General features: G+C 60.1%; 25 protein-coding genes. 14 read left to right on the top strand and 11 right to left on the bottom strand.

The features are described from left to right. Positions 1-37 precede the first annotated feature (37 nt). Both JFT58_RS16700 and JFT58_RS16695 read right to left on the bottom strand, forming a co-directional pair. Positions 38-2,548, bottom strand: coding sequence for an ABC transporter permease (locus tag JFT58_RS16700; RefSeq protein WP_054897904.1), 2,511 nt, complete (start codon positions 2,546-2,548; stop codon positions 38-40). Further along, positions 2,548-3,231: an ABC transporter ATP-binding protein gene (locus JFT58_RS16695; protein ID WP_003189864.1), complete on the bottom strand. Its 684-nt coding sequence runs from the start codon at positions 3,229-3,231 to the stop codon at positions 2,548-2,550. Before JFT58_RS16695 ends, JFT58_RS16700 begins: the two co-directional genes overlap by 1 nt. A 10-nt stretch (positions 3,232-3,241) precedes the next feature. Between JFT58_RS16695 and JFT58_RS16690 the strand changes: the two genes are divergently transcribed. The 3 genes from JFT58_RS16690 to JFT58_RS16680 all read left to right on the top strand — a co-directional run bounded on the left by JFT58_RS16690 (position 3,242) and on the right by JFT58_RS16680 (position 5,243). After that, on the top strand, positions 3,242-3,847 hold the full coding sequence (locus JFT58_RS16690; protein ID WP_034126728.1) for an arylesterase: 606 nt from the start codon (positions 3,242-3,244) through the stop codon (positions 3,845-3,847). 58 nt (positions 3,848-3,905) lie between these two features. Next, positions 3,906-4,199 carry a hypothetical protein gene (locus JFT58_RS16685; RefSeq protein ID WP_003189866.1) on the top strand — a complete coding sequence of 98 codons (294 nt, stop codon included), beginning with the start codon at positions 3,906-3,908 and terminating at the stop codon, positions 4,197-4,199. 78 nt (positions 4,200-4,277) lie between these two features. Continuing rightward, positions 4,278-5,243, top strand: a complete 966-nt coding sequence (locus tag JFT58_RS16680; RefSeq protein ID WP_019820319.1) for a L,D-transpeptidase family protein — start codon at positions 4,278-4,280, stop codon at positions 5,241-5,243. Positions 5,244-5,421: 178 nt separating this feature from the next. Here JFT58_RS16680 and oprI read toward each other — a convergent pair whose 3' ends face one another. Continuing rightward, entirely contained in the window at positions 5,422-5,673 is a 252-nt protein-coding gene (gene oprI / locus JFT58_RS16675) for an outer membrane lipoprotei OprI (protein ID WP_003172710.1), read from the bottom strand. 612 nt (positions 5,674-6,285) lie between these two features. Here oprI and JFT58_RS16670 point away from each other — a divergent pair. Then, positions 6,286-6,567 (top strand): GNAT family N-acetyltransferase, encoded by a 282-nt coding sequence (locus JFT58_RS16670; RefSeq protein ID WP_003189869.1) that lies wholly within the window; start codon positions 6,286-6,288, stop codon positions 6,565-6,567. Positions 6,568-6,636: 69 nt separating this feature from the next. Here JFT58_RS16670 and JFT58_RS16665 read toward each other — a convergent pair whose 3' ends face one another. Both JFT58_RS16665 and JFT58_RS16660 read right to left on the bottom strand, forming a co-directional pair. Further along, entirely contained in the window at positions 6,637-7,713 is a 1,077-nt protein-coding gene (locus JFT58_RS16665) for a 3-deoxy-7-phosphoheptulonate synthase (protein ID WP_003189871.1), read from the bottom strand. Positions 7,714-7,843: 130 nt separating this feature from the next. Continuing rightward, positions 7,844-8,278 carry a hypothetical protein gene (locus JFT58_RS16660; protein WP_054897903.1) on the bottom strand — a complete coding sequence of 145 codons (435 nt, stop codon included), beginning with the start codon at positions 8,276-8,278 and terminating at the stop codon, positions 7,844-7,846. On the opposite strand from JFT58_RS16660, the gene JFT58_RS16655 reads away from it, so the two are divergent. From JFT58_RS16655 to cysB, 5 genes are all read left to right on the top strand, one after another. Continuing rightward, positions 8,277-8,663: a hypothetical protein gene (locus JFT58_RS16655; RefSeq protein WP_034126730.1), complete on the top strand. Its 387-nt coding sequence runs from the start codon at positions 8,277-8,279 to the stop codon at positions 8,661-8,663. The two genes, JFT58_RS16660 and JFT58_RS16655, sit on opposite strands and share 2 nt — an antisense overlap. Continuing rightward, positions 8,660-9,622, top strand: a complete 963-nt coding sequence (locus JFT58_RS16650) for a putative 2-dehydropantoate 2-reductase (protein WP_014717662.1) — start codon at positions 8,660-8,662, stop codon at positions 9,620-9,622. Before JFT58_RS16655 ends, JFT58_RS16650 begins: the two co-directional genes overlap by 4 nt. A gap of 15 nt (positions 9,623-9,637) precedes the next feature. Beyond that, positions 9,638-10,555 carry a 5'-nucleotidase gene (locus JFT58_RS16645; RefSeq protein ID WP_034126732.1) on the top strand — a complete coding sequence of 306 codons (918 nt, stop codon included), beginning with the start codon at positions 9,638-9,640 and terminating at the stop codon, positions 10,553-10,555. Positions 10,556-10,603: 48 nt separating this feature from the next. After that, positions 10,604-11,104: a universal stress protein gene (locus JFT58_RS16640; RefSeq protein WP_034126733.1), complete on the top strand. Its 501-nt coding sequence runs from the start codon at positions 10,604-10,606 to the stop codon at positions 11,102-11,104. A gap of 103 nt (positions 11,105-11,207) precedes the next feature. Further along, entirely contained in the window at positions 11,208-12,182 is a 975-nt protein-coding gene (cysB, locus tag JFT58_RS16635) for an HTH-type transcriptional regulator CysB (protein ID WP_003189876.1), read from the top strand. Between the two features lie 123 nt (positions 12,183-12,305). Here the strand turns inward: cysB and JFT58_RS16630 are convergent, their stop codons facing one another. Together JFT58_RS16630 and JFT58_RS16625 are read right to left on the bottom strand one after the other, a co-directional pair. Continuing rightward, positions 12,306-12,788, bottom strand: a complete 483-nt coding sequence (locus tag JFT58_RS16630; protein WP_054897915.1) for a GreA/GreB family elongation factor — start codon at positions 12,786-12,788, stop codon at positions 12,306-12,308. 14 nt (positions 12,789-12,802) lie between these two features. Then, positions 12,803-13,171: a hypothetical protein gene (locus JFT58_RS16625; RefSeq protein WP_054897902.1), complete on the bottom strand. Its 369-nt coding sequence runs from the start codon at positions 13,169-13,171 to the stop codon at positions 12,803-12,805. Between the two features lie 132 nt (positions 13,172-13,303). Here JFT58_RS16625 and earP point away from each other — a divergent pair, with 132 nt between their 5' ends. Beyond that, entirely contained in the window at positions 13,304-14,437 is a 1,134-nt protein-coding gene (gene earP / locus JFT58_RS16620) for an elongation factor P maturation arginine rhamnosyltransferase EarP (RefSeq protein ID WP_198834415.1), read from the top strand. 49 nt (positions 14,438-14,486) lie between these two features. Further along, positions 14,487-15,059, top strand: coding sequence for an elongation factor P (locus tag JFT58_RS16615; protein WP_032892737.1), 573 nt, complete (start codon positions 14,487-14,489; stop codon positions 15,057-15,059). Between the two features lie 65 nt (positions 15,060-15,124). Here the strand turns inward: JFT58_RS16615 and JFT58_RS16610 are convergent, their stop codons facing one another. From JFT58_RS16610 to JFT58_RS16600, 3 genes are all read right to left on the bottom strand, one after another. Next, positions 15,125-15,544 carry an organic hydroperoxide resistance protein gene (locus JFT58_RS16610; protein ID WP_034126737.1) on the bottom strand — a complete coding sequence of 140 codons (420 nt, stop codon included), beginning with the start codon at positions 15,542-15,544 and terminating at the stop codon, positions 15,125-15,127. A 687-nt stretch (positions 15,545-16,231) separates the two neighbouring features. After that, a complete protein-coding gene (locus JFT58_RS16605) occupies positions 16,232-16,684 on the bottom strand; it encodes a MarR family winged helix-turn-helix transcriptional regulator (RefSeq protein WP_034127142.1) in 453 nt (150 codons plus the stop codon). Between the two features lie 81 nt (positions 16,685-16,765). Continuing rightward, on the bottom strand, positions 16,766-17,716 hold the full coding sequence (locus JFT58_RS16600) for a LysR family transcriptional regulator (protein WP_034127143.1): 951 nt from the start codon (positions 17,714-17,716) through the stop codon (positions 16,766-16,768). 108 nt (positions 17,717-17,824) lie between these two features. On the opposite strand from JFT58_RS16600, the gene JFT58_RS16595 reads away from it, so the two are divergent. Beyond that, positions 17,825-18,574, top strand: a complete 750-nt coding sequence (locus JFT58_RS16595) for a sulfite exporter TauE/SafE family protein (protein ID WP_034127144.1) — start codon at positions 17,825-17,827, stop codon at positions 18,572-18,574. Here the strand turns inward: JFT58_RS16595 and JFT58_RS16590 are convergent. Then, positions 18,564-19,445, bottom strand: a complete 882-nt coding sequence (locus tag JFT58_RS16590; RefSeq protein WP_054897900.1) for a LysR family transcriptional regulator — start codon at positions 19,443-19,445, stop codon at positions 18,564-18,566. The two genes, JFT58_RS16595 and JFT58_RS16590, sit on opposite strands and share 11 nt — an antisense overlap. 70 nt (positions 19,446-19,515) lie before the next feature. Here JFT58_RS16590 and JFT58_RS16585 point away from each other — a divergent pair, with 70 nt between their 5' ends. Together JFT58_RS16585 and JFT58_RS16580 are read left to right on the top strand one after the other, a co-directional pair. Continuing rightward, entirely contained in the window at positions 19,516-19,722 is a 207-nt protein-coding gene (locus JFT58_RS16585) for a DUF1127 domain-containing protein (RefSeq protein ID WP_054897899.1), read from the top strand. Between the two features lie 45 nt (positions 19,723-19,767). Further along, positions 19,768-20,997, top strand: a complete 1,230-nt coding sequence (locus JFT58_RS16580; RefSeq protein ID WP_054897898.1) for a winged helix-turn-helix domain-containing protein — start codon at positions 19,768-19,770, stop codon at positions 20,995-20,997. The last annotated feature ends 26 nt before the right edge of the window (positions 20,998-21,023 follow it).

The raw sequence follows: 21,023 nt of genomic DNA, 5'->3' as shown, positions 1-21,023 counted from the left end.
TGGCACGTACCCTTGGCAGAGTACGCGCCATCGGGGGTCAGCTTTCGCGCAGAACGGTCAGCGGGCTGGCATTCAGTGCGCGGCGCGTGCCAAATACCCCGGCAGCGCCAATCAGCAAGGCACCGATTACGGGCAGCAGTAACAACCACGGGTGGGGATGCCACGCCAGGTCAAATGCATAGCGGTACAGCACCCAGGTCACCAGTTCGGTGCCCAGTGCCGCCAACAAGCCGCTGACGGCGCCCAGCAGGCCGAACTCAATGCGTCGGGCCTTGACCAGCAACTTACGCTCGGCACCCAAGGCGCGTAGCAATGCACCTTGGCGGATTCGTTCATCCAGGGTGGCCTGCAGGCCAGAGAACAACACCGCCATGCCCGCCGCGAGGACAAACAACAGCACGTATTCGACTGCCAGCGTTACTTGGGCAAGGATGCTGCGCAACTGCTCCAGCAGGGCCTCGACCTGCAGGATAGTGACCGCCGGGAAGGCCCGTGACAGGTCGACGATCTGTTGGTCATGGCCGGGAGCCAAGTAGAAGCTGGTCAGGTAGGTCGCTGGCAGATCCTTCAAGGTGCCCGGTTGGAAAATCATGAAGAAGTTGGGCTGGAAGTTATCCCAGTTGATGGTACGCAGGCTGGTGACCCGCGCTTCACGATTTTCCCCGCCGATGGTGAACAACAGATGGTCGTTGAGCTTGAGCTTCAAGCTCTCGGCCACTTTGGCTTCCACCGACACGCCAGGAACCCCGTCAGTGGGTTGCGCCGACCACCAGGTACCTGCCGTCAGGACGTTACCCGCTGGCAAGTCGGCCGCCCAAGTCAGGCTCAGGTCACGTTGAGTGGCACGGTCGCCACTGGAGTCCTTGCTGACAATCTCCTGCACGGGTTCGCCATTGATGCTGATCAGGCGCCCTGGCACCACCGGGTAGAGCGGCGCTGCTTGTGCCTGGACGTCCAGCAGGCGGGCGCCAAAGGCGTCCTTGTCGGCTGGCAGGATATTCAGGGCGAAGTAGTTGGGCGCATCCTTGGGCAACTGGTTTTGCCAGGTGTTGAGCAATTCGCCCCGCAACAGCGCGATCAACCCCATGGACAACAGGATCAAGCCAAAGGCCAGGGATTGGCCCGCTGCCGCCAACGGGTGACGCAACAATTGGCCCAGGCCCAGGCGCCATGGCAGGGAGGCGCGAGCCAGTAACCGCCGCAGGCTCTGTAGCAACAACAGCAGCAAGCCACCCAGGAGCAGCGCAGCGACTACACCGCCGCCGAGTAATGCGAAGGTCAATACCAGGTCCAGGCTCAGGCGCCACATGATCAGGCCCAAGGCAAACAGTGCCGCGCCGTAGACCATCCAAGTACTTGAAGGAATAGGCAGCAAATCGCGGCGCAATACCCGCAGCGGCGGTACTCGGCCCAGTGCGGCCAGCGGTGGGAGGGCGAAGCCGGCGAGGGCGACCAGTCCGGTGCCGATCCCGGCAACAGCCGGCAGCAACCCGCCTGGCGGTACGTCGGCGGGCAACAGGTCGTGCAGGAAGTAGAACAAGCCAAATTGCGCCAGCCAGCCGAGCAGGACGCCGGCCAGGCTCGCCAGCAAGCCCAGCACGCTCAGTTGCAGGCTGAACAGCAGCATGGCTTCACGGCGCGACAGGCCCAGGCAGCGCAACAACGCGCTGGCATCGAAACGTCGACTGGCGAAGCGGTTGGCCGACAGCGCCACGGCCACGCCAGCCAGCAGCACGGCCACCAGGCTGGCCATGTTCAGGTAACGTTCGGCCTTGCCCAGCGCGCCGCCGATTTGCTGGTTGCCATCTCGGGAGTCCTGCAGCCGCTGGTTGGCAGCCAGGCCCGGTTTGACCAGGTCGCGATAGGTTTGCAGCGCAGTGCTGCCTTGTGGCGCACGCCATAGTTCGCGGTAGCTCACACGGCTGCCTGGCTGGACGACACCGGTGGCGTCCAGGTCCGCCAGGTTGATCATGACCCTGGGCGTGAGGCTGTAGAAGTTCCCGGCCCGGTCGGGCTCGTAGGTCAGGATGCGCGCCAGGCGCAGGGTCTTCATGCCGACATCGATGCTGTCGCCGATTTTCAGGCCCAGCGCCGTCAGCAATCGTGCTTCCACCCAGGCGTCACCGGGTTTGGGACCACCGCCAGGGGTTTGCGTACCGAATGGCTCGGTGCTGCTTTTAAGCTCGCCGCGCAAGGGGTACTGCTCGTTGACCGCCTTGATGCTGGAGAGCTGGATGCCATTATCGGTGGCGATAACGCTGGAGAACTCCACGATACGAGCGTGATCCAGGCCCAGTTCGGTCCCGGATTTGATTTGCTCGGGCCGGGCCGGCGAGCTGCCTTCGAGCACCAGGTCGGCGCCGAGGAATTCGGTGGCGCGCAGCAGCATGGCGCCGTTGAGGCGTGCACCAAAGTAGCCGATGGCGGTGCTGGCAGCCACGGCCACCAGCAGGGCAAAGAACAGCACGCGCAATTCGCCGGCGCGGGCATCGCGCAGTAACTGACGCATGGCAAGGCTGAACAGACGCAATAGCGGCAAACGTGCCATCAAGGCTCCAGGGGCGCGACCATCAGGCCGGCTTCAAGGCGGATCAGGCGTCGGCAACGGTGGGCCAGGCGCTCGTCGTGGGTGACCAGTACCAGGGTCGTACCGCTCTCTTTATTCAACTCGAACAGCAGATCGCTGATGCGCTCGCCAGTGTGGCTGTCGAGGTTGCCGGTGGGCTCGTCGGCAAACAGCACGTCCGGTTCGGCGGCAAACGCGCGGGCTATCGCCACGCGTTGTTGTTCGCCACCGGACAGCTGACGGGGCGAGTGGGTCAGGCGCTGGCCCAGGCCTACGCGCTCCAGCAGGTGTTTGGCTCGCTCGCGGGCGTCCTGGCGACCGTCCAGCTCCAGCGGCAGCATCACGTTTTCCAGTGCATTCAAGCTGTCGAGCAATTGGAAGGATTGGAATACGAAGCCCACATGTTCGGCACGGATGCGTGCGCGCTGGTCTTCGTCGAGGGTGCTCAGGGCTTGCCCGGCCAGGGTGACTTCGCCGCTGCTAGGCAGGTCGAGGCCGGCCAGCAGGCCCAGTAGCGTGGATTTGCCGGAACCGGAGCTGCCGACGATAGCCAGGCTATCGCCCTTGTTCAGTTCCAGGCTCAGTTCGTGCAGGATAGTCAGTTCACCTTCCGCGCTGGGAACCACTTTGCTAAGGTTTCGCGCGGTGAGAATGCTTGCGCCCATGGAGAATCCGATGCGAGTGTGGTTTTTGAGTGCTGGCCTGGCCTTGATGTGCATGGCCCAGAACGCAGCGGCGGGTACAGTCCTGATCGTTGGCGATAGTATCAGTGCCGGTTTCGGCCTGGATACCCGCAAAGGGTGGGTCGCGTTGCTGGAGCAACGGCTCAAGCAGGAGGGTTTTGACGATAAAGTGGTCAATGCTTCCATCAGTGGCGACACCAGCGCGGGAGGCCTCGCGCGGCTGCCCGCGGCGCTTGCAACGCACAAACCGGACGTTGTGGTGATCGAGTTGGGTGGCAACGATGGGTTGCGCGGCCAGCCGCCTGCGCAATTGCAACAAAATCTTGCTTCGATGATCCAGCAGTCCCGGGACAGCGGCGCCAAGGTGCTGCTGTTGGGCATGCAGATTCCGCCCAATTACGGCAAGCGCTATGTCGAAGCCTTTGCCAAGGTATTCGGTGATGTGGCACAGAAAGAAAAGGTGCCGTTTGTGCCGTTTTTCCTCGAGGGCGTGGGTGGCCATCCGGAGTTGATGCAGGCTGACGGGCTACACCCGGCAGTCGCGGCGCAAGACAAGTTGCTGGAAAATGTCTGGCCAACGCTAAAACCGCTGTTATGACGCTTTTCTACCGGCAGGCTTTCGGCTAAGGTGGCGCCCCCCCGATTTGGAGCCCTCGATGTCGCGCCCTGCCTGGTCCCTGTTTAACTACCAACTGATCGAGCCGGACGAGCAGCTGGACCTGTTCGCCTGCCAGGAAGTGCGGGTGCATTTGGTGGCGCGTCAATTGGAACTGGGCGGCTCGATCGATCGCACGCTCTGCGGCACTCTATTGCCGGCACAGCCACGCTGGTCATCGGTCAACCGCTCGATTTTCCAAGACCAGCGACTCTGCCCGTTATGCCGGGCAATTCTCGAATCGCAAAAGCGCGGCACGCCTCCGATCTGGCCGGAGCTGCGCTTCGAGCTGTAAAACAGCTTGAAGCTTGGCACTGCGAAGCCGTATACAATCAATTTTTCCCCACCCGTCGTCTTGCGAAGGATTTTCCGGATGTTGTCGCGCCTTTCCGTCGTCACCTGCTGCCTGTCTCTTGCTGCGCTTTGTGCGGCGGGTTCGGCGGCGGCCTTGCAGTTGCCCTTGCCGCCGCCCGGTGAGGACATTGTTGGCCAGGTCCAAGTGATCAAGGCCAAGTACGAAGACACCTTTGCCGACCTTGGCACCACCTACGACCTGGGCTATTCGGAAATGGTTGCGGCCAACCCGGGTGTCGATGCCTGGTTACCAGGTGCGGGTACCGAGATTGTGCTGCCGACACGCTTTATCCTGCCGCCCGGGCCGCGGGAAGGCATTGTGATCAACCTGGCGGAATACCGGCTCTACTACTATCCAAAAGGCCAAAACGTCGTCTATACCTTCCCCTTGGGCATTGGCCGGGAAGGCTGGGGTTCGCCGATCGCCCATACCAGTATCATCGCCAAGACGCCGAACCCGACCTGGACGCCACCGGCCTCGATCAAGGCCGAGCACGCCGCCAACGGTGACCCGCTGCCCAACGTGGTGCCTGCCGGCCCGGACAACCCGCTGGGGCCCTTCAAGTTCACCCTGGGCACGCCGGGTTACCTGATTCACGGCTCCAACATGAAGTTTGGTATCGGCACGCGCACCAGCCACGGCTGCTTCCGCATGTTCAATAACAACGTGTTGGAAATGGCGGGCATGGTGCCGGTAGGCACGTCAGTGCGCATCATCAATGACGCGTACAAGTTCGGCAGCAGTGGTGGCAAGGTTTACCTTGAGGCTCACACGCCGTTGAACGATGACGGTACGCCATCGGTGGTCGACAAGCACACCGCTGTCATCAATGCGTTGCTCAAGCGCGAAGACCTGTCCAATAACCTGCGCGTCAACTGGGACCAGGTGCGTGATGTGGTCGCCGCCGAGGATGGCTTGCCGACTGAAATTGGAGTGCCAGGCGGCGCACCTGTGGCGTCCAGCACCCCGCTCGATCTTCAATAATAAGCCTGAGCGAATATCCCTGTGGGAGCGGGCTTGCTCGCGAAGACGTCGGCCCAGCAAACATTGATGTTGACTGATCCACCGCTTTCGCGAGCAAGCCCGCTCCCACATGCCAAATCAAAGGCAAAAAAAAGCCGACCCATAAATGGATCGGCTTGATAACAACCCCGAAGGATTATTACTTGCGGCTTGCTTTTTCAAGCATGCGCAGAGCGCGCTCGTTAGCTTCGTCAGCAGTCTGTTGTGCTTTTTGAGCAGCAGCCAGAGCTTCATCAGCTTTACGGTAGGCTTCGTCTGCACGGGCCTGGGAGCGAGCTGCTGCGTCTTCAGTTGCAGTCAGACGAGCTTCGGTTTCTTTGGAGACGCTGCTGCAACCGGTAGCCAGAACTGCGGCCAGAGCCAGAGCAGAGAATTTCAGAACGTTGTTCATCGTGTTCCCCTTCAAGGACTTTCAATTTAATGGCTACTTTCTCAGAGTGAGCTAATAGCCGGCGTACATACTACCCATTACTTGTAGTAAGTAAACTGACGTTGCGCAAGAAGCAAAAAAAATTCTTGTGCTGAATCTATTTTGGCTAATCTTTTGGCGGTCTGTATGAAAACTGTCCAGATTTTTGCACCTCGACGAACATTGGATCCAGGCTGAAAGGGCCGGCCCGCATGTGTTAAGCCTTGTAAACAGATGAAATTTTATATAACGAAGCGGGGCACTTTGGTTGCGCTTGGCTTTACTGCGCAAGGTATCTTTCGCGCATCTAGAGGTGACTTTAAGTGCGCCAGTTCGTCTCAAGGTTCAACTGCCGGCAATGTTCAGGCTATCGGTCACCGGTTGATCGAGGCCCTTTCTATATCCACCAGCGGCAGGGGATGACGAGTGCGCCTTGAGCAATTTCAGGATTGGTGCCTACTATTCCCTATGTGCTGGTTGTGAGCGCTCACGGTTTTCTCGCTGTCGAAACCGGCACGGGGTGGCGTAGATGTTCCTTCGCCGGAAAAACATCGGTAAGGTAGGGTCGTTAATTCAGACCCGCGAGGAGTAGTGATGAGCGAGGCGTTGTCCATCCACCATGACCAGGCTGGTCATCAGTTCGAGACCAATGTGGACGGTCATCGTGCCTACCTGACCTACATGGACCTCGGGAAGCAGACCCTGGATATCTATCGCACCTTCGTGCCCAACGCACTGCGGGGGCGAGGCATTGCGGCTGCGTTGACCGAGGAAGCCTTGAAGTTTGCCGAAGAGGCTGGCTACACGGTGATCCCCTCATGCTCCTATGTCGAACGCTATATGGAGCGCCACCAGCGCCATGCTGCGAAGCTGTAACTGACCAGTTGCCAATAAAAAACGCCGGGCTTGGCCCGGCGTTTTTGTGTGCGCGAAACAGGTATTGGCTCAGGTGCGTTTGCGCTGGGGCAACACGTCCTTGAGTTTGGCATGCATGCTGCGCAGGGTGGTTTCAGTGGCCGACCAGTCGATGCAGGCATCGGTGATCGACACGCCGTATTGCAAATCGGCCAAGTCTTTTGGAATCGCCTGGCAACCCCAGTTCAAATGGCTCTCGACCATCAAGCCGATGATCGACTGGTTGCCCTCCAGGATCTGGTTGGCGACGTTCTCCATCACCAACGGCTGCAACGCCGGGTCTTTGTTGGAGTTGGCGTGGCTGCAGTCAACCATGATGTTTGGCTTGATCTTGGCCTTGTTCAGTGCCTGTTCGCACAACGCGACGCTGACCGAATCATAGTTGGGCTTGCCATTGCCGCCACGCAGCACCACGTGACCGTAGGCGTTGCCCTTGGTCGTCACGATGGACACGCCGCCTTCCTGGTTGATACCCAGGAAACGGTGAGGGCTGGAGACCGATTGCAGCGCATTGATCGCCACGGTCAGGCCGCCGTCAGTGCCGTTCTTGAAGCCTACGGCCGAAGACAGGCCGGACGCCATTTCGCGGTGCGTCTGGGATTCGGTGGTGCGTGCGCCGATGGCCGACCAGCTGATCAGGTCCTGCAGGTATTGCGGGGAGATCGGGTCGAGGGCTTCGGTTGCGGTGGGCAGGCCCATTTCAGCCAGGTCCAGCAGCAGCTTGCGACCGATGTGCAAGCCATCCTGGATCTTGAAGGAGTCGTCCAGATACGGGTCGTTGATCAAGCCTTTCCAGCCGACGGTGGTACGCGGTTTCTCGAAATACACGCGCATGACCAGGTACAAGGTGTCGGACACCTCTGCCGCCAGCACTTTGAGGCGCTCGGCATATTCGTGGGCGGCCTTGAGGTCGTGGATAGAGCAGGGCCCGATCACCACGAACAGGCGGTGGTCGGTGCCGTCGAGAATGTCACGGATGACTTCGCGGCCCTTGGTGACGGTCTGCAGGGCAGCGTCGCTCAGGGGGATTTCGCGCTTGAGCTGATCGGGGGTGATCAGGGTCTCGTTGGATTCAACGTTAAGGTCATTGATCGGTAAATCAGCCATCGTGTTACTCGCCAGGGTCACGGGTGCCGGCCGCCAGCTATCCCCGTGCGGCGGGCACAGCATGATTTGAATGCAGGGGGGAGGAACCTTAGCGCGTAACACGGGCCCGCGACAATGGGCAAAGCCCGGTTTAATCCAGCGCTGGCTGCACAACCGCCTCATGGGAGAACTCACCGGCATGGCGCGATACCCAGTCACGGGCCATGGCTTCAAGTTGTGCAGGCGTTGGCTCGGCATCTTCGTGCAGGCGGCAGTAACGCTCGATCTGGCACACTTGCTCACCCATTCGCGCACCGAACAAGGCGTGTTCATCGGTGAAGCAAATACCGATGCGATAGCCCTGTTCGATTTTGCGGCACCAGGCGACATAGCCCGGATAACGGGCGGTGGACCCCAGGGAAGGGATACGCAGGTCAACCGCCGTGCCGGCGCGCCAGGCACGCGGCCAATTGCAGGCGACGCCGCCGCGGCCGATAGTGTGCAGGCGTTGGCGGGGCAGGGCGGGAGAGGGACGTTGGATCAACTCGACAGCGACATCATCAGGGTGAGGTAAAAAACGACCCATGTACACGGACTCCGAGCGCCGTCCAGTTGACGGCAATGGCAGCAGTATAGTGAAGGAACTGGAATTGACCGACCTGGATATTGACCAGCAATTGCTGGGATTGCCAGGTATTTCGCTGGTAGTGTTCACCAGTGTCGGTTGTGCCAGTTGCCGCTGGGCACGCCAGCAGTTGCCTGGCTGGCACTTGCCGGTGGACCGCGTGTGCTGGGTGGATGCCGGGCACAACGGCGGTGCGGTGGAACGCTACCAGATCTTTCATTTGCCGGCGTTGTTCTTGGTGTGCGAGGGTCAATTCCTTGGGCAATTACAGGCACGTCTTACAGCATCCGACCTCGCCGAATGCGTAAACCAGGCGCTCAATCGAATACCAGAGGATTTGCCATGACAGCAGTTGCAGCCCCGTCGCCACGCATTGGCATTATCGGTACCGGTGCCATTGGTGGTTACTACGGACTGATGCTGGCGCGTGCCGGCTTCGATGTGCATTTCCTGTTGCGCAGCGAATATGCCGCGGTGAGCAGGCATGGCCTGCACGTCAACAGTACGGTGCATGGGCAACTGCACCTGCATCCGGTGCAGGCCTATGCCAGCGCCGCCGACATGCCGCCGTGCGACTGGCTACTGGTGGGCACCAAGTCCACCGGCAATGTGGACTTGGCGCCAACCATCGCCCAGGTGGCGGCGCCGGACGCCAAAGTGGTGCTCTTGCAAAACGGCCTCGATGTGGAAGACAGCCTGCGTGAACACCTGCCGCCGTCGCTACATCTGTTGGGCGGCCTGTGCTACATCGGTGTGCACCGCTCGGCCCCCGGTGTGGTCGAGCATCAGGCGTTGGGCCGGGTCAACCTGGGCTATCACAGTGGCACGGCGGCCAACGACGAGGTGCAGCAACAGGCGATTGTCGAAGCCGGCGCCGGGCTGTTTCATCAAGCTGGCATCGAGTCCCAGGCCATGGCCAATGTGCATCTGGCGCGTTGGCACAAGCTGGTCTGGAACGTGCCGTTCAACGGCCTCTCTGTGTTGCTGGGCACGGGCACCACGGCCATGATGGCCGATGAGTCCAGCCGCGAGTTGATCCAGGCGCTGATGGCCGAGGTGGTGCAGGGCGCTCATGCCTGCGGGCATGAAATTCCTGCCAGTTACGCTGGGCAGATGTTCGCCATGACAGAAACCATGGACGACTACCTGCCCAGCATGTACCACGACCATCTGCACAAGCGGCCGCTGGAGCTGGCGGCCATCTACGCCCGCCCCTTGGCCGCTGCCAAAGCGGCCGGTTGCGAACTGCCACGCATGCAGGCGCTCTATCAGGCCTTGAGTTTTATTGATCGGCACAACCGCTGATTGGGGGGAACTACCATGGTGAAGGGATTGGCTGACAAACTGGTGCTGGCGATTTCCTCACGAGCGCTGTTCGACCTGAGTGACAGCCACAAGGTTTATCTGGCTGAAGGGGTCGAGGCTTACCGCAAATACCAGATCGAGCACGAGGAAGAAACCCTCGAGCCTGGCGATGCCTTCCCGCTGGTCAAGAAGCTGCTGAGCCTGAATGCCAGCCTGGGGCGTGCGCGGGTCGAGGTGGTGTTGGTGTCGCGCAACAGTGCCGATACCGGGCTGCGGGTGTTCAACTCGATCCAGCATTACGGCCTGGATATTTCCCGCGCCGCTTTCGTAGGCGGGCGTAGTCCCTATCCCTATTTGGCCGCCTTCGGTTGTCATCTGTTTCTCTCCACCCATGCTGAAGATGTGCGCAGTGCCCTCGATGCCGGGTTTGCGGCCGCGACGATTTTGTCCGGCGGCCCGCGCCGCGCTTCCAGCGAAGAGCTGCGCATCGCATTCGATGGCGATGCCGTGCTGTTCTCCGATGAGTCCGAGCGTGTCTACCAGGCCGGCGGGCTGGCAGCCTTCCAGGCCAGCGAGCGAGAGTCGGCGCGCCAGCCTTTGCACGGCGGTCCGTTCAAGGGCTTCCTGGCGGCACTGAACCTGTTGCAACGCGAGTTTGCCGATGAGGCCTGCCCGATCCGTACCGCGTTGGTCACCGCACGTTCGGCACCGTCCCATGAACGCGTGATCCGCACGTTGCGCGAGTGGGATATCCGCCTGGACGAGTCGCTGTTCCTCGGTGGCCTGGAAAAATCCGCGTTTCTGGAAGCCTTTGCCGCCGATGTGTTTTTCGATGACCAGGCCGGCCATTGCGAGAAAGCCAGGGAGGTAGTGGCCACCGGGCACGTGCCCCATGGCATCAGCAATGAGTTGAGAATCCAGACCGAGAGCTAGCTGCTAAGCTCATTCAATTCCCGCCATCCTGGCAGTCCAGGAGGTTTTATGATTCGCTCGATGCTGTTTGCCACGGACCTCGGTCTGTATGCACCCTATGTGATGCAACATGCAGTGGCGCTGGCGCGAACGTTCAAGGCTGACCTGTATGTGATCCACGTGGTCGAGCCCATTGGCTTGTTCGCCGAATCGGTGTTGCAGAGCTACCTTGATGAAACCGCCTTGAGCGAATGGCAGAGCAAGGGGCTGAGCACGGTGATGGCGACGATTGAACAGCGCGTGCTGGACAGCTTTCGCGAGGAGTGGGAGGAAGGGGAGCAGGACCTGCAATGGATTCGCTCGGTCAAGGTTATCCAGGGGGACCCTTGCGAGGTGATTCTCGACCAGTTGCGAAAACTGTCCGTCGACTTGCTGGTCGTAGGCAGTCATAGCCAGGCAACCGGCGTGGCCGTCCCCCTTGGGCGTACCGCCGCACGGGTGTTGCAGTTGTCCCCGGTGCCGGTTTACCTGGTGCCGTCGCTGCAGCGTCGGCGCAGTGACGATAGTTGATCGGTAAAAACGATAAAAAGTTCTAGATTTATCCGTTAAACCTTTAATATAGTTATATACCGTCGCTGATACCCGTGGCGTCTATCTGCTTTGAGGGATTCATATGAAGCTTCAACAACTGCGCTACATCTGGGAAGTGGCGCACCACGACCTCAACGTTTCCGCTACCGCTCAAAGCCTCTATACCTCGCAGCCTGGTATCAGCAAGCAGATCCGCCTGCTCGAAGACGAGTTGGGCGTCGAAGTCTTCGCACGCAGCGGCAAACACTTGACCCGCGTCACTCCAGCCGGCGAGCGCATCATCACCACCGCCGGCGAGATCCTGCGTAAAGTCGAAAGCATCAAGCAGATCGCCCAGGAGTTCTCCAACGAGAAGAAAGGCACCTTGTCGATCGCCACCACTCACACCCAGGCGCGCTATGCATTGCCGCCGGTGATCCGTGATTTCATCAAGCAATACCCGGACGTAGCGCTGCACATGCACCAGGGTTCGCCGATGCAGATTGCCGAAATGGCCGCTGACGGCACCGTCGATTTTGCCATCGCCACCGAGGCCCTGGAATTGTTCGGCGACCTGGTAATGATGCCCTGCTACCGTTGGAACCGCTGCGTGGTTGTGCCCCAGGGGCACCCTTTGGCCAAGCTGCCGAAGCTGACCCTGGAAGCCTTGGCTGAATACCCGATCGTGACCTACGTGTTCGGCTTTACCGGCCGTTCCAAGCTCGACGAAGCGTTCAGCCATCGCGGCCTCACGCCCAAGGTGGTGTTCACCGCTGCCGATGCCGACGTGATCAAGACCTATGTTCGCCTGGGCCTGGGCGTCGGGATCGTCGCCAAGATGGCGGTCGACACCAACCTGGACAAAGACCTGGTGGTGCTGGATGCCAGCGAACTGTTCGAGTCCAGCGTGACCAAGATCGGTTTCCGCCGCGGCACCTTCCTGCGCGGCTTCATGTGCGACTTCATCGAGAAGTTCGCACCGCACCTGACCCGTGAAGTGATGGCCAAGGCGATCCAGTGCCACAACAAGCAAGAGCTGGAAGAGTTGTTCGACGGCGTTGAATTGCCCGTCCACTGACCGCGATGACCCTGTAGGAGCGAGCTTGCTCGCGAAGATCGCCAACGTTAACGCGGGGCGCCAGGTAGCATGCAGCGCCCTTGCGTTTCTTCGCGAGCAAGCTCGCTCCTACAGGGGTGTAGGTTATCTGGCCTCGGTAACCGTAAAGTGCTGCCGAGCGCCGGCCACCAGAATCTCCACCTCTTCATCGATACGCTTGCCCAACAGGCCTTTGCCCAACGGCGAGCGCGGCGTGATGACGGTCACCGGTTGCCCGACCACATCCACTTTCAAACCCGCTGCATCCGGCGCCAGGAACAGCCATTGCTGACGACCGTCCTCGTCTTCCAGGCCCACCAGCGTGCCGATCTCTATCCCGCGTCGATCATCGTATGCACGTAGCTGCAGTTGCTGGCACAGCACCAGCGATTGCTTGATCTCCTGCACTCGCCGGGCCTGCCCGGTGGCCAGGTACGAAGCCTCCAGGCCGAGGGTGTCGTATTTGTTCTCGGCAATGTTTTCTTCGTGGGTCGCGGTTTCGTAGGCGGTCTGCGCGGCGCGTTGGACGATGTCGAGGTCGACGGTGAGCTTTTCCAGGATCAACTGGAGCACGGCGTGTTTATTCATGGCGGTATCTGGCATCAATCGCAGAATTGCAGGACATTGGCCCGCGTCTTTTCATTGGGGGCATTCTGGTCTTGTTGCAGCCAGAACTGGCATTTGGGGTTGGACAGGTTACGCGCGTTGCTACGGGCCTGGTCCAGGGCCTGTTGTTGTTCCTGTTTTTGCAGGTTTTGTTGGTACTGTTCGAACAGACGGTTCGGTGGCTGCGGCTCAACCATCGCCGGTTTGCCCAATTGCTGAACCGCCTGTGCCACCGGCGCCAGGCTCTGGGGGAACAGGTAGCGAGACGCCAGCCAGGTGGTCAGCGCAATGGCGATAAACCCTAGCCACACGCCTGCGGCAATCGCGATGCAGAGTTTGAGCAGCGATGACGGACGGTCAGACATAAGAGCCTCCTGGCAGGCATTGACGGCATGACGGTGATTGTCGCACAGCCTCCGTGCAGAATAATCGCGATCAAGCCTTCTGCATCCACGCATTTATGCGGACAATCGAACCTTTGATCGATGGAGCCCGGAATGAAAGCCCGCTGGGATATTTTTTGCAGCGTCGTCGACAACTACGGCGACATCGGCGTGACCTGGCGCTTGGCCCGGCAGTTGGTGGTGGAGCATGGCTGTGACGTGCGCTTGTGGGTCGATGACCTGCGCGCCTTCGAACGCATGTGCCCGGACATTGATGTGCAGGTGGGCCAGCAATGGCAAGAGGGCGTCGAAGTGCGTCACTGGCCGGCCGAATGGCCAGGCGCGCACCCGGCCGATGTGGTTATTGCTGCGTTCGCCTGCCAGCTACCGCCTGAGTACATGGACTGCATGGCCGAGCGAGAGCGTGCGCCATTGTGGATGAACCTGGATTACCTCAGCGCTGAAGACTGGGTGGTGGGTTGTCATCGCTTGCCTTCGGTGAAGTACAAAGGCGTGCAGAAATACTTTTTCTTCCCCGGGTTTCGCCCTGGCACCGGCGGCCTGTTGCATGAAGCCGGCTTGTTGGAGCGACGCCAGGCGTTTCAACAGGACGCCGCCGCGCAGCAACAGTTCCTGCAAAGCCTGGGCGTTGCTCCGACGGCCGGCGCGCGTTTGATGTCGCTGTTTGCCTATGAGAATGATGGCTTGGCCGGCTGGCTGGACGTGCTGGCAGCCGATGGGCGTGGGACGCACTTGCTGGTGCCGGAAGGGCGCATTCTGGGGGATGTGCAATGCTGGCTGGGGGTGAGCAGTTTGTCGGCGGGAGACATTCAGGTGCGCGGCGCGCTGACCGTTCAGGTCATTGCATTCGTGCGTCAGGAGCAATATGACCGATTGCTATGGTGCTGCGAATTCAACGCCGTACGGGGCGAAGACTCGTTCGTGCGTGCCCAGTGGGCGGGGAGGCCAATGCTATGGCACATTTACCGCCAGGACGAAGACATCCACCTGGACAAGCTCGATGCCTTCCTGGAACTGTACACTGCTGCACTTTCACCGGCCGCCAAGGCTGCCGTCGTCACGCTTTGGCAAGCCTGGAACGCTGATGGCGATATGGCACAGTCCTGGAAAATGCTGCTGGAACACTGGCCCGAGGTCACCCAGCACGCTGAGAAGTGGTGTCTGGAACAAGGCTTGCAGGCCGATCTTGCGACGGCGCTGGTACAGTTTTATGAAAGTTGGATATGATACGCCACCTTGATTTTTGTCAATCCCATCCAAATTTCGGATATACGCAATGAAAACTGGTAAAGAACTGAAACCCGGTACAGTGATCCGTCTCGAAAACGACCCTTGGCTGGTTCAGAAAGCTGAGTTCACCAAGTCTGGTCGTAACAGCGCAATCATGAAGACCAAGCTGAAGAACCTGCTGACCGGTTACAAGACCGAGATCGTCTACAGCGCCGATGACAAACTGGACGACGTAATCCTCGACCGCAAAGAAGCGACCCTGTCCTTCATCAGCGGCGACACCTACACGTTCATGGACACTACCGACTACACCATGTACGAGCTGAACGCTGAAGATATCGAAGCCGTTCTGCCGTTCATCGAAGAAGGCATGGAAGACGTCTGCGAAGCTATCTTCTTCGAAGATCGCCTGGTTTCCGTAGAGCTGCCGACCACCATCGTGCGTCAGGTTGACTACACCGAAGGTTCCGCTCGCGGTGACACTTCCGGCAAGGTGATGAAGCCTGCCAAACTGAAGAACGGTACCGAGCTGAGCGTTGCAGACTTCATCGAAATCGGCGACATGATCGAGATCGACACCCGTGAAGGTGGTTCGTACAAAGGTCGCGCCAAGAAGTAATTCTGGCCCCGGCGATACGAAAAAAGCCCGACTTTGAGTCGGGCTTTTTCATGGGCGTCTGTTTTTCAGACCGTTACATGCAAGCGCACATCAACGTTGCCACGGGTGGCGTTGGAGTACGGGCAGACCTGGTGCGCGGCGTCGACCAGGCTTTGCGCGTCATCCTGGGCCAGGCCCGGCAGGCTGACATGCAGGTCGATATCCAGGCCGAAGCCGCCAGGGATCTGGCCGATGCCAACGTGGGCGGTGATCGAAGCGTCATCCGGGATTTTGCGTTTGGTCTGGCTGGCAACGAATTTCAGTGCGCCGATAAAGCAGGCGGAGTAGCCGGCAGCAAACAATTGCTCGGGGTTAGTGGCCTGGCCACCGGCGCCACCCAACTCCTTGGGAGTCGACAGTTTGACGTCGAGGATATTGTCGCTGGAAACGGCGCGACCATCACGGCCGCCAGTGGCGGTGGCTACTGCGGTATAGAGCGTTTGCATGGGGCGTTCCTCTGTATGTTTAGCGCTAAACATTTGCGCGCTAAGTAGTTGGTGAGGCGAATGTATAGCGCTAATGTTTAGTGCGCAAGTTAATTTTTCAGTTTTTTGGCTGATTGAAAAAATTGAGGGCACCGCAGAGCAAAAAGTGTGAGCTGGCTTGCCTGCGATTGCGGTGTGTCAGTCAATGCATTGTTGACTGATGTACCGCAATCCCAGCATAGGTATCTACATAACTCTGTTAGCTCAACGGTAACCACGATGCGAAGCGAGCCGCTCTTTATCTTGATCTGCTTTTGATCTTAGGCGCCCGTTAAACCACGCTGGCGGATTACAGGCACACCGAGCCTGGGCGAGGTGCCGAGTGGTGGGGCAAGAGCGTTTTGCTTACTTTTGTCTGGGCCGGCATTCCGGCTTTTCAAAAGTGAGCCGCTGTAAAAGCGGAACCCTAAGTGGCCGTTACCGCAGGAATGGATATGTACACGGTCCAACTGTGTTGACTGTCAGGCCGTCTTCGCAGGCAAGCCAGCTCCCACCTTGGATCGCGGGGCATCAGTTATATCTGTGTCGGCTGCCAGGCCGTCACGGGAGCAAGCTCCCTCGCCACAGATTTAGCGTCGTGCCGAAGTTGTGTAGATACCTATGGCCATCGCAGGCAAACCAGCTCCCACTTTTTAGGTGTGTGTTGCGTCAGAGGCTGGTTTGCAGATTGGCGCGCAACGCGATCAGGTCTCCTTGCAGCTTGCGCAATTGCTCCAGCGCCATCCCGCTGGCGCCCAGGATGCATTGCGGAACATCCTTGGCCTTCTCCTGCAAGGCGCGCCCGGTGTCGGTCAGTTCCACGACTACCACTCGTTCATCTTCGCGGCTGCGGGTACGGCTGAGCAGGCCCTCGGCTTCCAGGCGCTTGAGCAGTGGCGTCATGGAGCCTGGGTCCGTCAGCAGGCGGCTGCTGATTTCGCTGACGGTCAATTCATCCTCTTCCCACAGCACCATCATGGCCAGGTATTGCGGATAGGTCAGGCCGATGGCTTGGAGCAGCGGCTTGTAGACCTTGGTCATCAGCAATGAAGTAGAGTGCAGGGCGAAGCACAGCTGGTTGTCCAGCAACAGCGATTCGCAAGGATCAGGGTTTTTGCTCATGGTAGCGTCTCGAATAAGCATGTCTGGGCTGGAATCTAGCGGGCAAATCTTTAATGCGCCAGGTAATTCTTGCCGGAGGCGTCAGACCAAGCCACTTTGCAATGCCAGATCCCAAGGCGGCACCGGGCTGAAACGGGATTTAAGATATTCAAGCAACAATCGGCTGCGCGCATTGGGCTGTTGCTCCAGGCGCAGCGCATAAATGCCGGCGGTTTCCGGGCTCGGCAAACCGTCTTCACAAAACAGCGGCAACAGCTCACCGCGTACCAGGTATTCACTGGCCAACCAGGTCGGCAGATGAGCGATGCCCAGCCCGGCCAGTGCACCCGAAAGCAGGGCTTCGGCATTGTTGGCGCTCATGCGGATGCGCCGGGGGCGATAGGTGGTGCGACGCCCGTCCAGTTCGAAGCGCCAGGCGAACATTGGCGCCAGCCCGTCCCAGTCCAGGCCATCATGTTCGCTCAGCTCTCGAGGATGGGCCGGCGTGCCACGGCTTTTCAGGTACGCGGGGCTGGCGCAGGCGATACGCACAATGCTCGCCAACGGCGTAGCGACCAGCCGGGTATCGACAATATGCCCAGCGCGCAGAACCAGATCGACCTTGCCCAGATGCGCGCCCTGCATATCGACAAAGCTGTCGATCAAGTGCAGGTGCACGTCCAGTCCTGGGTACAGGTTTAAAAAGTCCGCAATGACCGGCGCCAGATGCCGGCGGCCGAATGCTGCGGGCGCATCGACCCGGATCAACCCCTCCGGCGCATGGCTCAGCGAGACCGCTTCAGCCCGCGCCAGCTGCAACTCGTTGACAATCCGTCGTGCCCGCTCGGCAAAGGCCAGGCCCGCCGAGGTGGGCACCACCGCATGGGTGCTGCGTTGGAACAGGCGGCTACCCACGGAGCTTTCCAGGCTGTCGATGCGCCGGGCCACGGCGGAAGGTGTCAGCGGATGGCGGCGCGCGGCGGCGGAAAAGCTGCCGGCTTCCAGCACATCCAGAAACAGGCTGAGTTGGTCGGTCAAGGTGTTGGGGTTCATGGCTCGACGCTTATGCGAGATTGGCACAGCCATTGTGCGTTGCTGTGCGTTTCCGCGCCAGAGCCGACTGCGTAGCATGCAAAGCTTGGAATTGCGGAGTAGCGAGCGGTGTGGGATCTAGTGATGTACTTGGCATTGGGTGCGGCGTTGGGCACCGTGGGTGGGCTGTTTGGCATCGGCGGCGGGCTGATTGCTATCCCGGTACTCGGCGTGTTGTTCGGGCTGGATCAGCAAATTGCCCAGGGCACCGCTTTGGTCATGGTCGTGCCGAATGTGATGCTCGCCCTGTGGCGCTATCACCAACGTAACCGCATCGAGTTGCGTCACGCCTTACCCTTGGGTGTGACCGGCTTTTGCTTTGCCTGGCTGGGATCGATCTGGGCGGTGGGGCTGGATGCGGGCGCCATGCGCATTGGTTTTATTGCGTTCTTGGTGGCGCTGTCTGCCTACAACCTGCTGCGCATGTTTACCCGCAACGCGCCGCCCACCACGCAAATGCGTTATTCCTGGCCCTGGCTTGGCGTCTTGGGCGCGGCATCCGGCTCCATGGGCGGGCTGTTCGGGGTCGGCGGCGCGGTGGTGGCCACACCGGTACTCACCAGTGTGTTCGGCACTACTCAAGTGGTTGCCCAAGGGTTGTCGTTGGCATTGGCGTTGCCCAGTACCGGTGTGACCCTGGTCACCTATGCCTGGCACCACGAGGTGGACTGGATGATCGGCCTACCGCTGGCGGTGGGTGGCCTGCTGAGTATCAGTTGGGGCGTGAAAGTGGCTCATGCCTTGCCGGAGCGCCTGTTGCGCGGCCTGTTCTGTGGCTTTTTGGTGGTGTGCGCGGTGATGCTTACCTTTAAAGTTTGAAGCCTTCGACGATGTAGTCCGCCAGGCACTCGGTGATCGGCGAGGTCATCTGCGGGTTACGCAGCAAGCGCAGGTTCATCGACGGCAAAGTCGGGAAGCCTTCGTCGCTGCCGAGCACTCGCAGGTCGTCGGTGACCAGGCTTTCCATGCTGACCATCGCCGCCAGGCCCGCACTCACCACCGCCAGGATCGCTGCTCCGTTAGAGCTGTGATAGGCCAGGCGATAATCTCGCCCGGCCGCGTCCAATGCCGCACGTGCCCAATGGGTGTACAGGCACTCGTCGCCGGACACCGCCAGAGGCAGGGCATCGTGCTCCTCCACACAAAAGCACGGTGATGCTGCCCACACCATGCGTTCGGTACGCAACAACTCACCCAGATCATTGCCGGGCTCGCGGCTGATCACGGTCAGCGCCAAGTCCCGCCGTTGCATCAATACGGTCGATGCTTCGCAGTGCATTTCGATTTGAATCAGTGGGTAGGCTTTGGAGAACTGTTTCAGGATCCCTGGCAGAAAGCGCATCACATAGTCATCCGGCGTGCCGATGCGCACCAATCCCACCATATGCGGCTCGCGCAGGGTATTGAACACTTCACTGTGCAATTTCAGGATGCGCCGCGCATAACCCAGCAGCACCTGGCCTTCGGGTGTGAGCCGTACCTGCCGGCCATCGCGCTCGAACAGTTTGCGCTCCAACACGTCTTCTTCCAGACGCTTCATCTGCATGCTGACCGCCGATTGAGTGCGATTGACCGTCTCGCCGGCACGGGTGAAACCGCCCTGGTCGGCAATGGCGACGAAGGTGCGCAGCACGTCTGTGTCGATGCTGGGATAGGCGGACAATTGATCAATCTCCGAGATGTAATGCATAAGAAACATTCGTTGGATTGATCATAATGCCAGGCACACACTGTCGTCATCCCCACTGGAGGGCGAGAAGATGAAAAGTCAAAAAGGTTTCATATCGACGGATAACTGGCTGTTTGCTGGGCTTTTTCACACATTCGCGCGTTGGCAGCTGTTGCATCAGGAGCGGCAGATGCTGGCGACCCTGAGCGATGACGCACTCAAGGACATCGGGCTCAATCGCGCCGACGTCGCGCAGGAAAGCCATCGGCATTTCTGGGAAGACCCGCTGCGAAAATAAGCCCGGATGCAGTAGGGTAGGGCGCGAGCCTCAATGGAGATCGCCATGCCCGCCGACCTGTGTATTTCACTCAAGCAAGCTCGACGCATGGCGCTGGCTGCCCAGGGGTTTTCCGGGCGCCAGGCGCCTGCACAGATAAAGGCCACGCACCTCAACCGCTTGATCGAGCGCCTGGGCGTTTTACAGATCGACTCGGTCAATGCGCTGGTGCGTTCCCACTACCTGCCCGTGTTTTCCCGCCTTGGTTCTTATTCCCCATCGATTCTTGAGCAGGCGGCCTGGAGCCTGGGGCGGCGGCGTTCTCTGTTTGAATACTGGGGGCATGAGGCGTCGCTGCTGCCCTTGGCGCTGTACCCGCTGATGGGTTGGCGTATGGAGCGCGCCCGGCAAGGGCAGGGGATCTATTCGCAGATGGCACGTTTTGGCCGTGAACAGCAGGCGACGATCCAGCGCGTGTTGCGCACCGTCGAACAGCAGGGCGCCGTGGGGGCGGGTAGCTTGTCGACCCGCGAGGAGCGTGCCGGTCCCTGGTGGGATTGGAGTGATGAAAAGCACGCGCTGGAATGGCTCTTCGCCGCTGGCCTGGTCACGGTTGCCGGTCGTCGAGGGTTTGAGCGGCTTTATGATCTGCCCGAGCGTGTTATTCCCGCAGAGGTGCTCAGGGTCTCCATGAGTGAAGGTGAAGCGCAGCGTGGCTTGCTGTTGCACAGTGCGACTGCATTGGGTGTCGCCACTGAAAAAGACCTGCGCGATTATTTCCGCCTCGACCCCGCCGACAGCCGCAACCGCTTGGCCGAGCTGGTTGAGGATGGGCAACTGCTGGCGTGCCAGGTGCGGGGCTGGAAACAACCAGCGTATTGCCTGGCGGCGCCCAAACTGCCGCGCAACGTGCCGGCCAGTGCATTGTTGTCGCCGTTCGATTCGCTGATATGGGAGCGCAGCCGCACCGAGCGTTTGTTCGACTTTCGCTATCGCCTGGAGATCTACACGCCGCAAGAAAGACGCGTGTATGGCTATTACGTCCTACCGTTTCTCCACAACGAACGCATTGCCGCACGCGTCGACCTGCGGGCCGAGCGTGCCCATGGGCGCCTGGCCGTGCATGCCGTGCACGAGGAAGAACCTGGGCTGGATGAGGAAGGTATGTTGGCGCTGGCCTTGAACCTGCGAAAGATGGCCGACTGGCTAGGGCTGGAACAGATCCAGCTCAATTGCCAGCGGCCCAGTGCTGCCCGGTTGAGGGCTGCGATGCTGAACCGGGATGTCAGCCTTTAAGGCCCTATCGCGGGCAAGCCCGGCTC

This window comes from Pseudomonas sp. MF6767, from assembly GCF_016405475.1.
In the GTDB taxonomy this organism is placed as follows: Bacteria; Pseudomonadota; Gammaproteobacteria; order Pseudomonadales; family Pseudomonadaceae; genus Aquipseudomonas; species Aquipseudomonas paracarnis.
This window is presented reverse-complemented; position numbering and strand designations above follow the sequence as displayed.

Bases quoted from the DNA above. Each gene is read 5' to 3' on its own strand.
- JFT58_RS16645 (WP_034126732.1), top strand. From the start codon at position 9,638: ATGGTGAAGGGATTGGCTGACAAACTGGTGCTGGCGATTTCCTCACGA.
- JFT58_RS16655 (WP_034126730.1), top strand. From the start codon at position 8,277: ATGTACACGGACTCCGAGCGCCGTCCAGTTGACGGCAATGGCAGCAGT.
- JFT58_RS16630 (WP_054897915.1), bottom strand. From the start codon at position 12,788: ATGAATAAACACGCCGTGCTCCAGTTGATCCTGGAAAAGCTCACCGTC.
- JFT58_RS16580 (WP_054897898.1), top strand. From the start codon at position 19,768: ATGCCCGCCGACCTGTGTATTTCACTCAAGCAAGCTCGACGCATGGCG.
- JFT58_RS16660 (WP_054897903.1), bottom strand. From the start codon at position 8,278: ATGGGTCGTTTTTTACCTCACCCTGATGATGTCGCTGTCGAGTTGATC.
- JFT58_RS16590 (WP_054897900.1), bottom strand. From the start codon at position 19,445: ATGCATTACATCTCGGAGATTGATCAATTGTCCGCCTATCCCAGCATC.
- JFT58_RS16685 (WP_003189866.1), top strand. From the start codon at position 3,906: ATGTCGCGCCCTGCCTGGTCCCTGTTTAACTACCAACTGATCGAGCCG.
- oprI (WP_003172710.1), bottom strand. From the start codon at position 5,673: ATGAACAACGTTCTGAAATTCTCTGCTCTGGCTCTGGCCGCAGTTCTG.
- JFT58_RS16680 (WP_019820319.1), top strand. From the start codon at position 4,278: ATGTTGTCGCGCCTTTCCGTCGTCACCTGCTGCCTGTCTCTTGCTGCG.
- JFT58_RS16695 (WP_003189864.1), bottom strand. From the start codon at position 3,231: ATGGGCGCAAGCATTCTCACCGCGCGAAACCTTAGCAAAGTGGTTCCC.
- cysB (WP_003189876.1), top strand. From the start codon at position 11,208: ATGAAGCTTCAACAACTGCGCTACATCTGGGAAGTGGCGCACCACGAC.
- JFT58_RS16690 (WP_034126728.1), top strand. From the start codon at position 3,242: ATGCGAGTGTGGTTTTTGAGTGCTGGCCTGGCCTTGATGTGCATGGCC.
- JFT58_RS16665 (WP_003189871.1), bottom strand. From the start codon at position 7,713: ATGGCTGATTTACCGATCAATGACCTTAACGTTGAATCCAACGAGACC.
- JFT58_RS16640 (WP_034126733.1), top strand. From the start codon at position 10,604: ATGATTCGCTCGATGCTGTTTGCCACGGACCTCGGTCTGTATGCACCC.
- JFT58_RS16625 (WP_054897902.1), bottom strand. From the start codon at position 13,171: ATGTCTGACCGTCCGTCATCGCTGCTCAAACTCTGCATCGCGATTGCC.
- JFT58_RS16600 (WP_034127143.1), bottom strand. From the start codon at position 17,716: ATGAACCCCAACACCTTGACCGACCAACTCAGCCTGTTTCTGGATGTG.
- JFT58_RS16615 (WP_032892737.1), top strand. From the start codon at position 14,487: ATGAAAACTGGTAAAGAACTGAAACCCGGTACAGTGATCCGTCTCGAA.
- JFT58_RS16605 (WP_034127142.1), bottom strand. From the start codon at position 16,684: ATGAGCAAAAACCCTGATCCTTGCGAATCGCTGTTGCTGGACAACCAG.
- JFT58_RS16670 (WP_003189869.1), top strand. From the start codon at position 6,286: ATGAGCGAGGCGTTGTCCATCCACCATGACCAGGCTGGTCATCAGTTC.
- JFT58_RS16700 (WP_054897904.1), bottom strand. From the start codon at position 2,548: ATGGCACGTTTGCCGCTATTGCGTCTGTTCAGCCTTGCCATGCGTCAG.
- JFT58_RS16610 (WP_034126737.1), bottom strand. From the start codon at position 15,544: ATGCAAACGCTCTATACCGCAGTAGCCACCGCCACTGGCGGCCGTGAT.
- JFT58_RS16650 (WP_014717662.1), top strand. From the start codon at position 8,660: ATGACAGCAGTTGCAGCCCCGTCGCCACGCATTGGCATTATCGGTACC.
- earP (WP_198834415.1), top strand. From the start codon at position 13,304: ATGAAAGCCCGCTGGGATATTTTTTGCAGCGTCGTCGACAACTACGGC.
- JFT58_RS16585 (WP_054897899.1), top strand. From the start codon at position 19,516: ATGAAAAGTCAAAAAGGTTTCATATCGACGGATAACTGGCTGTTTGCT.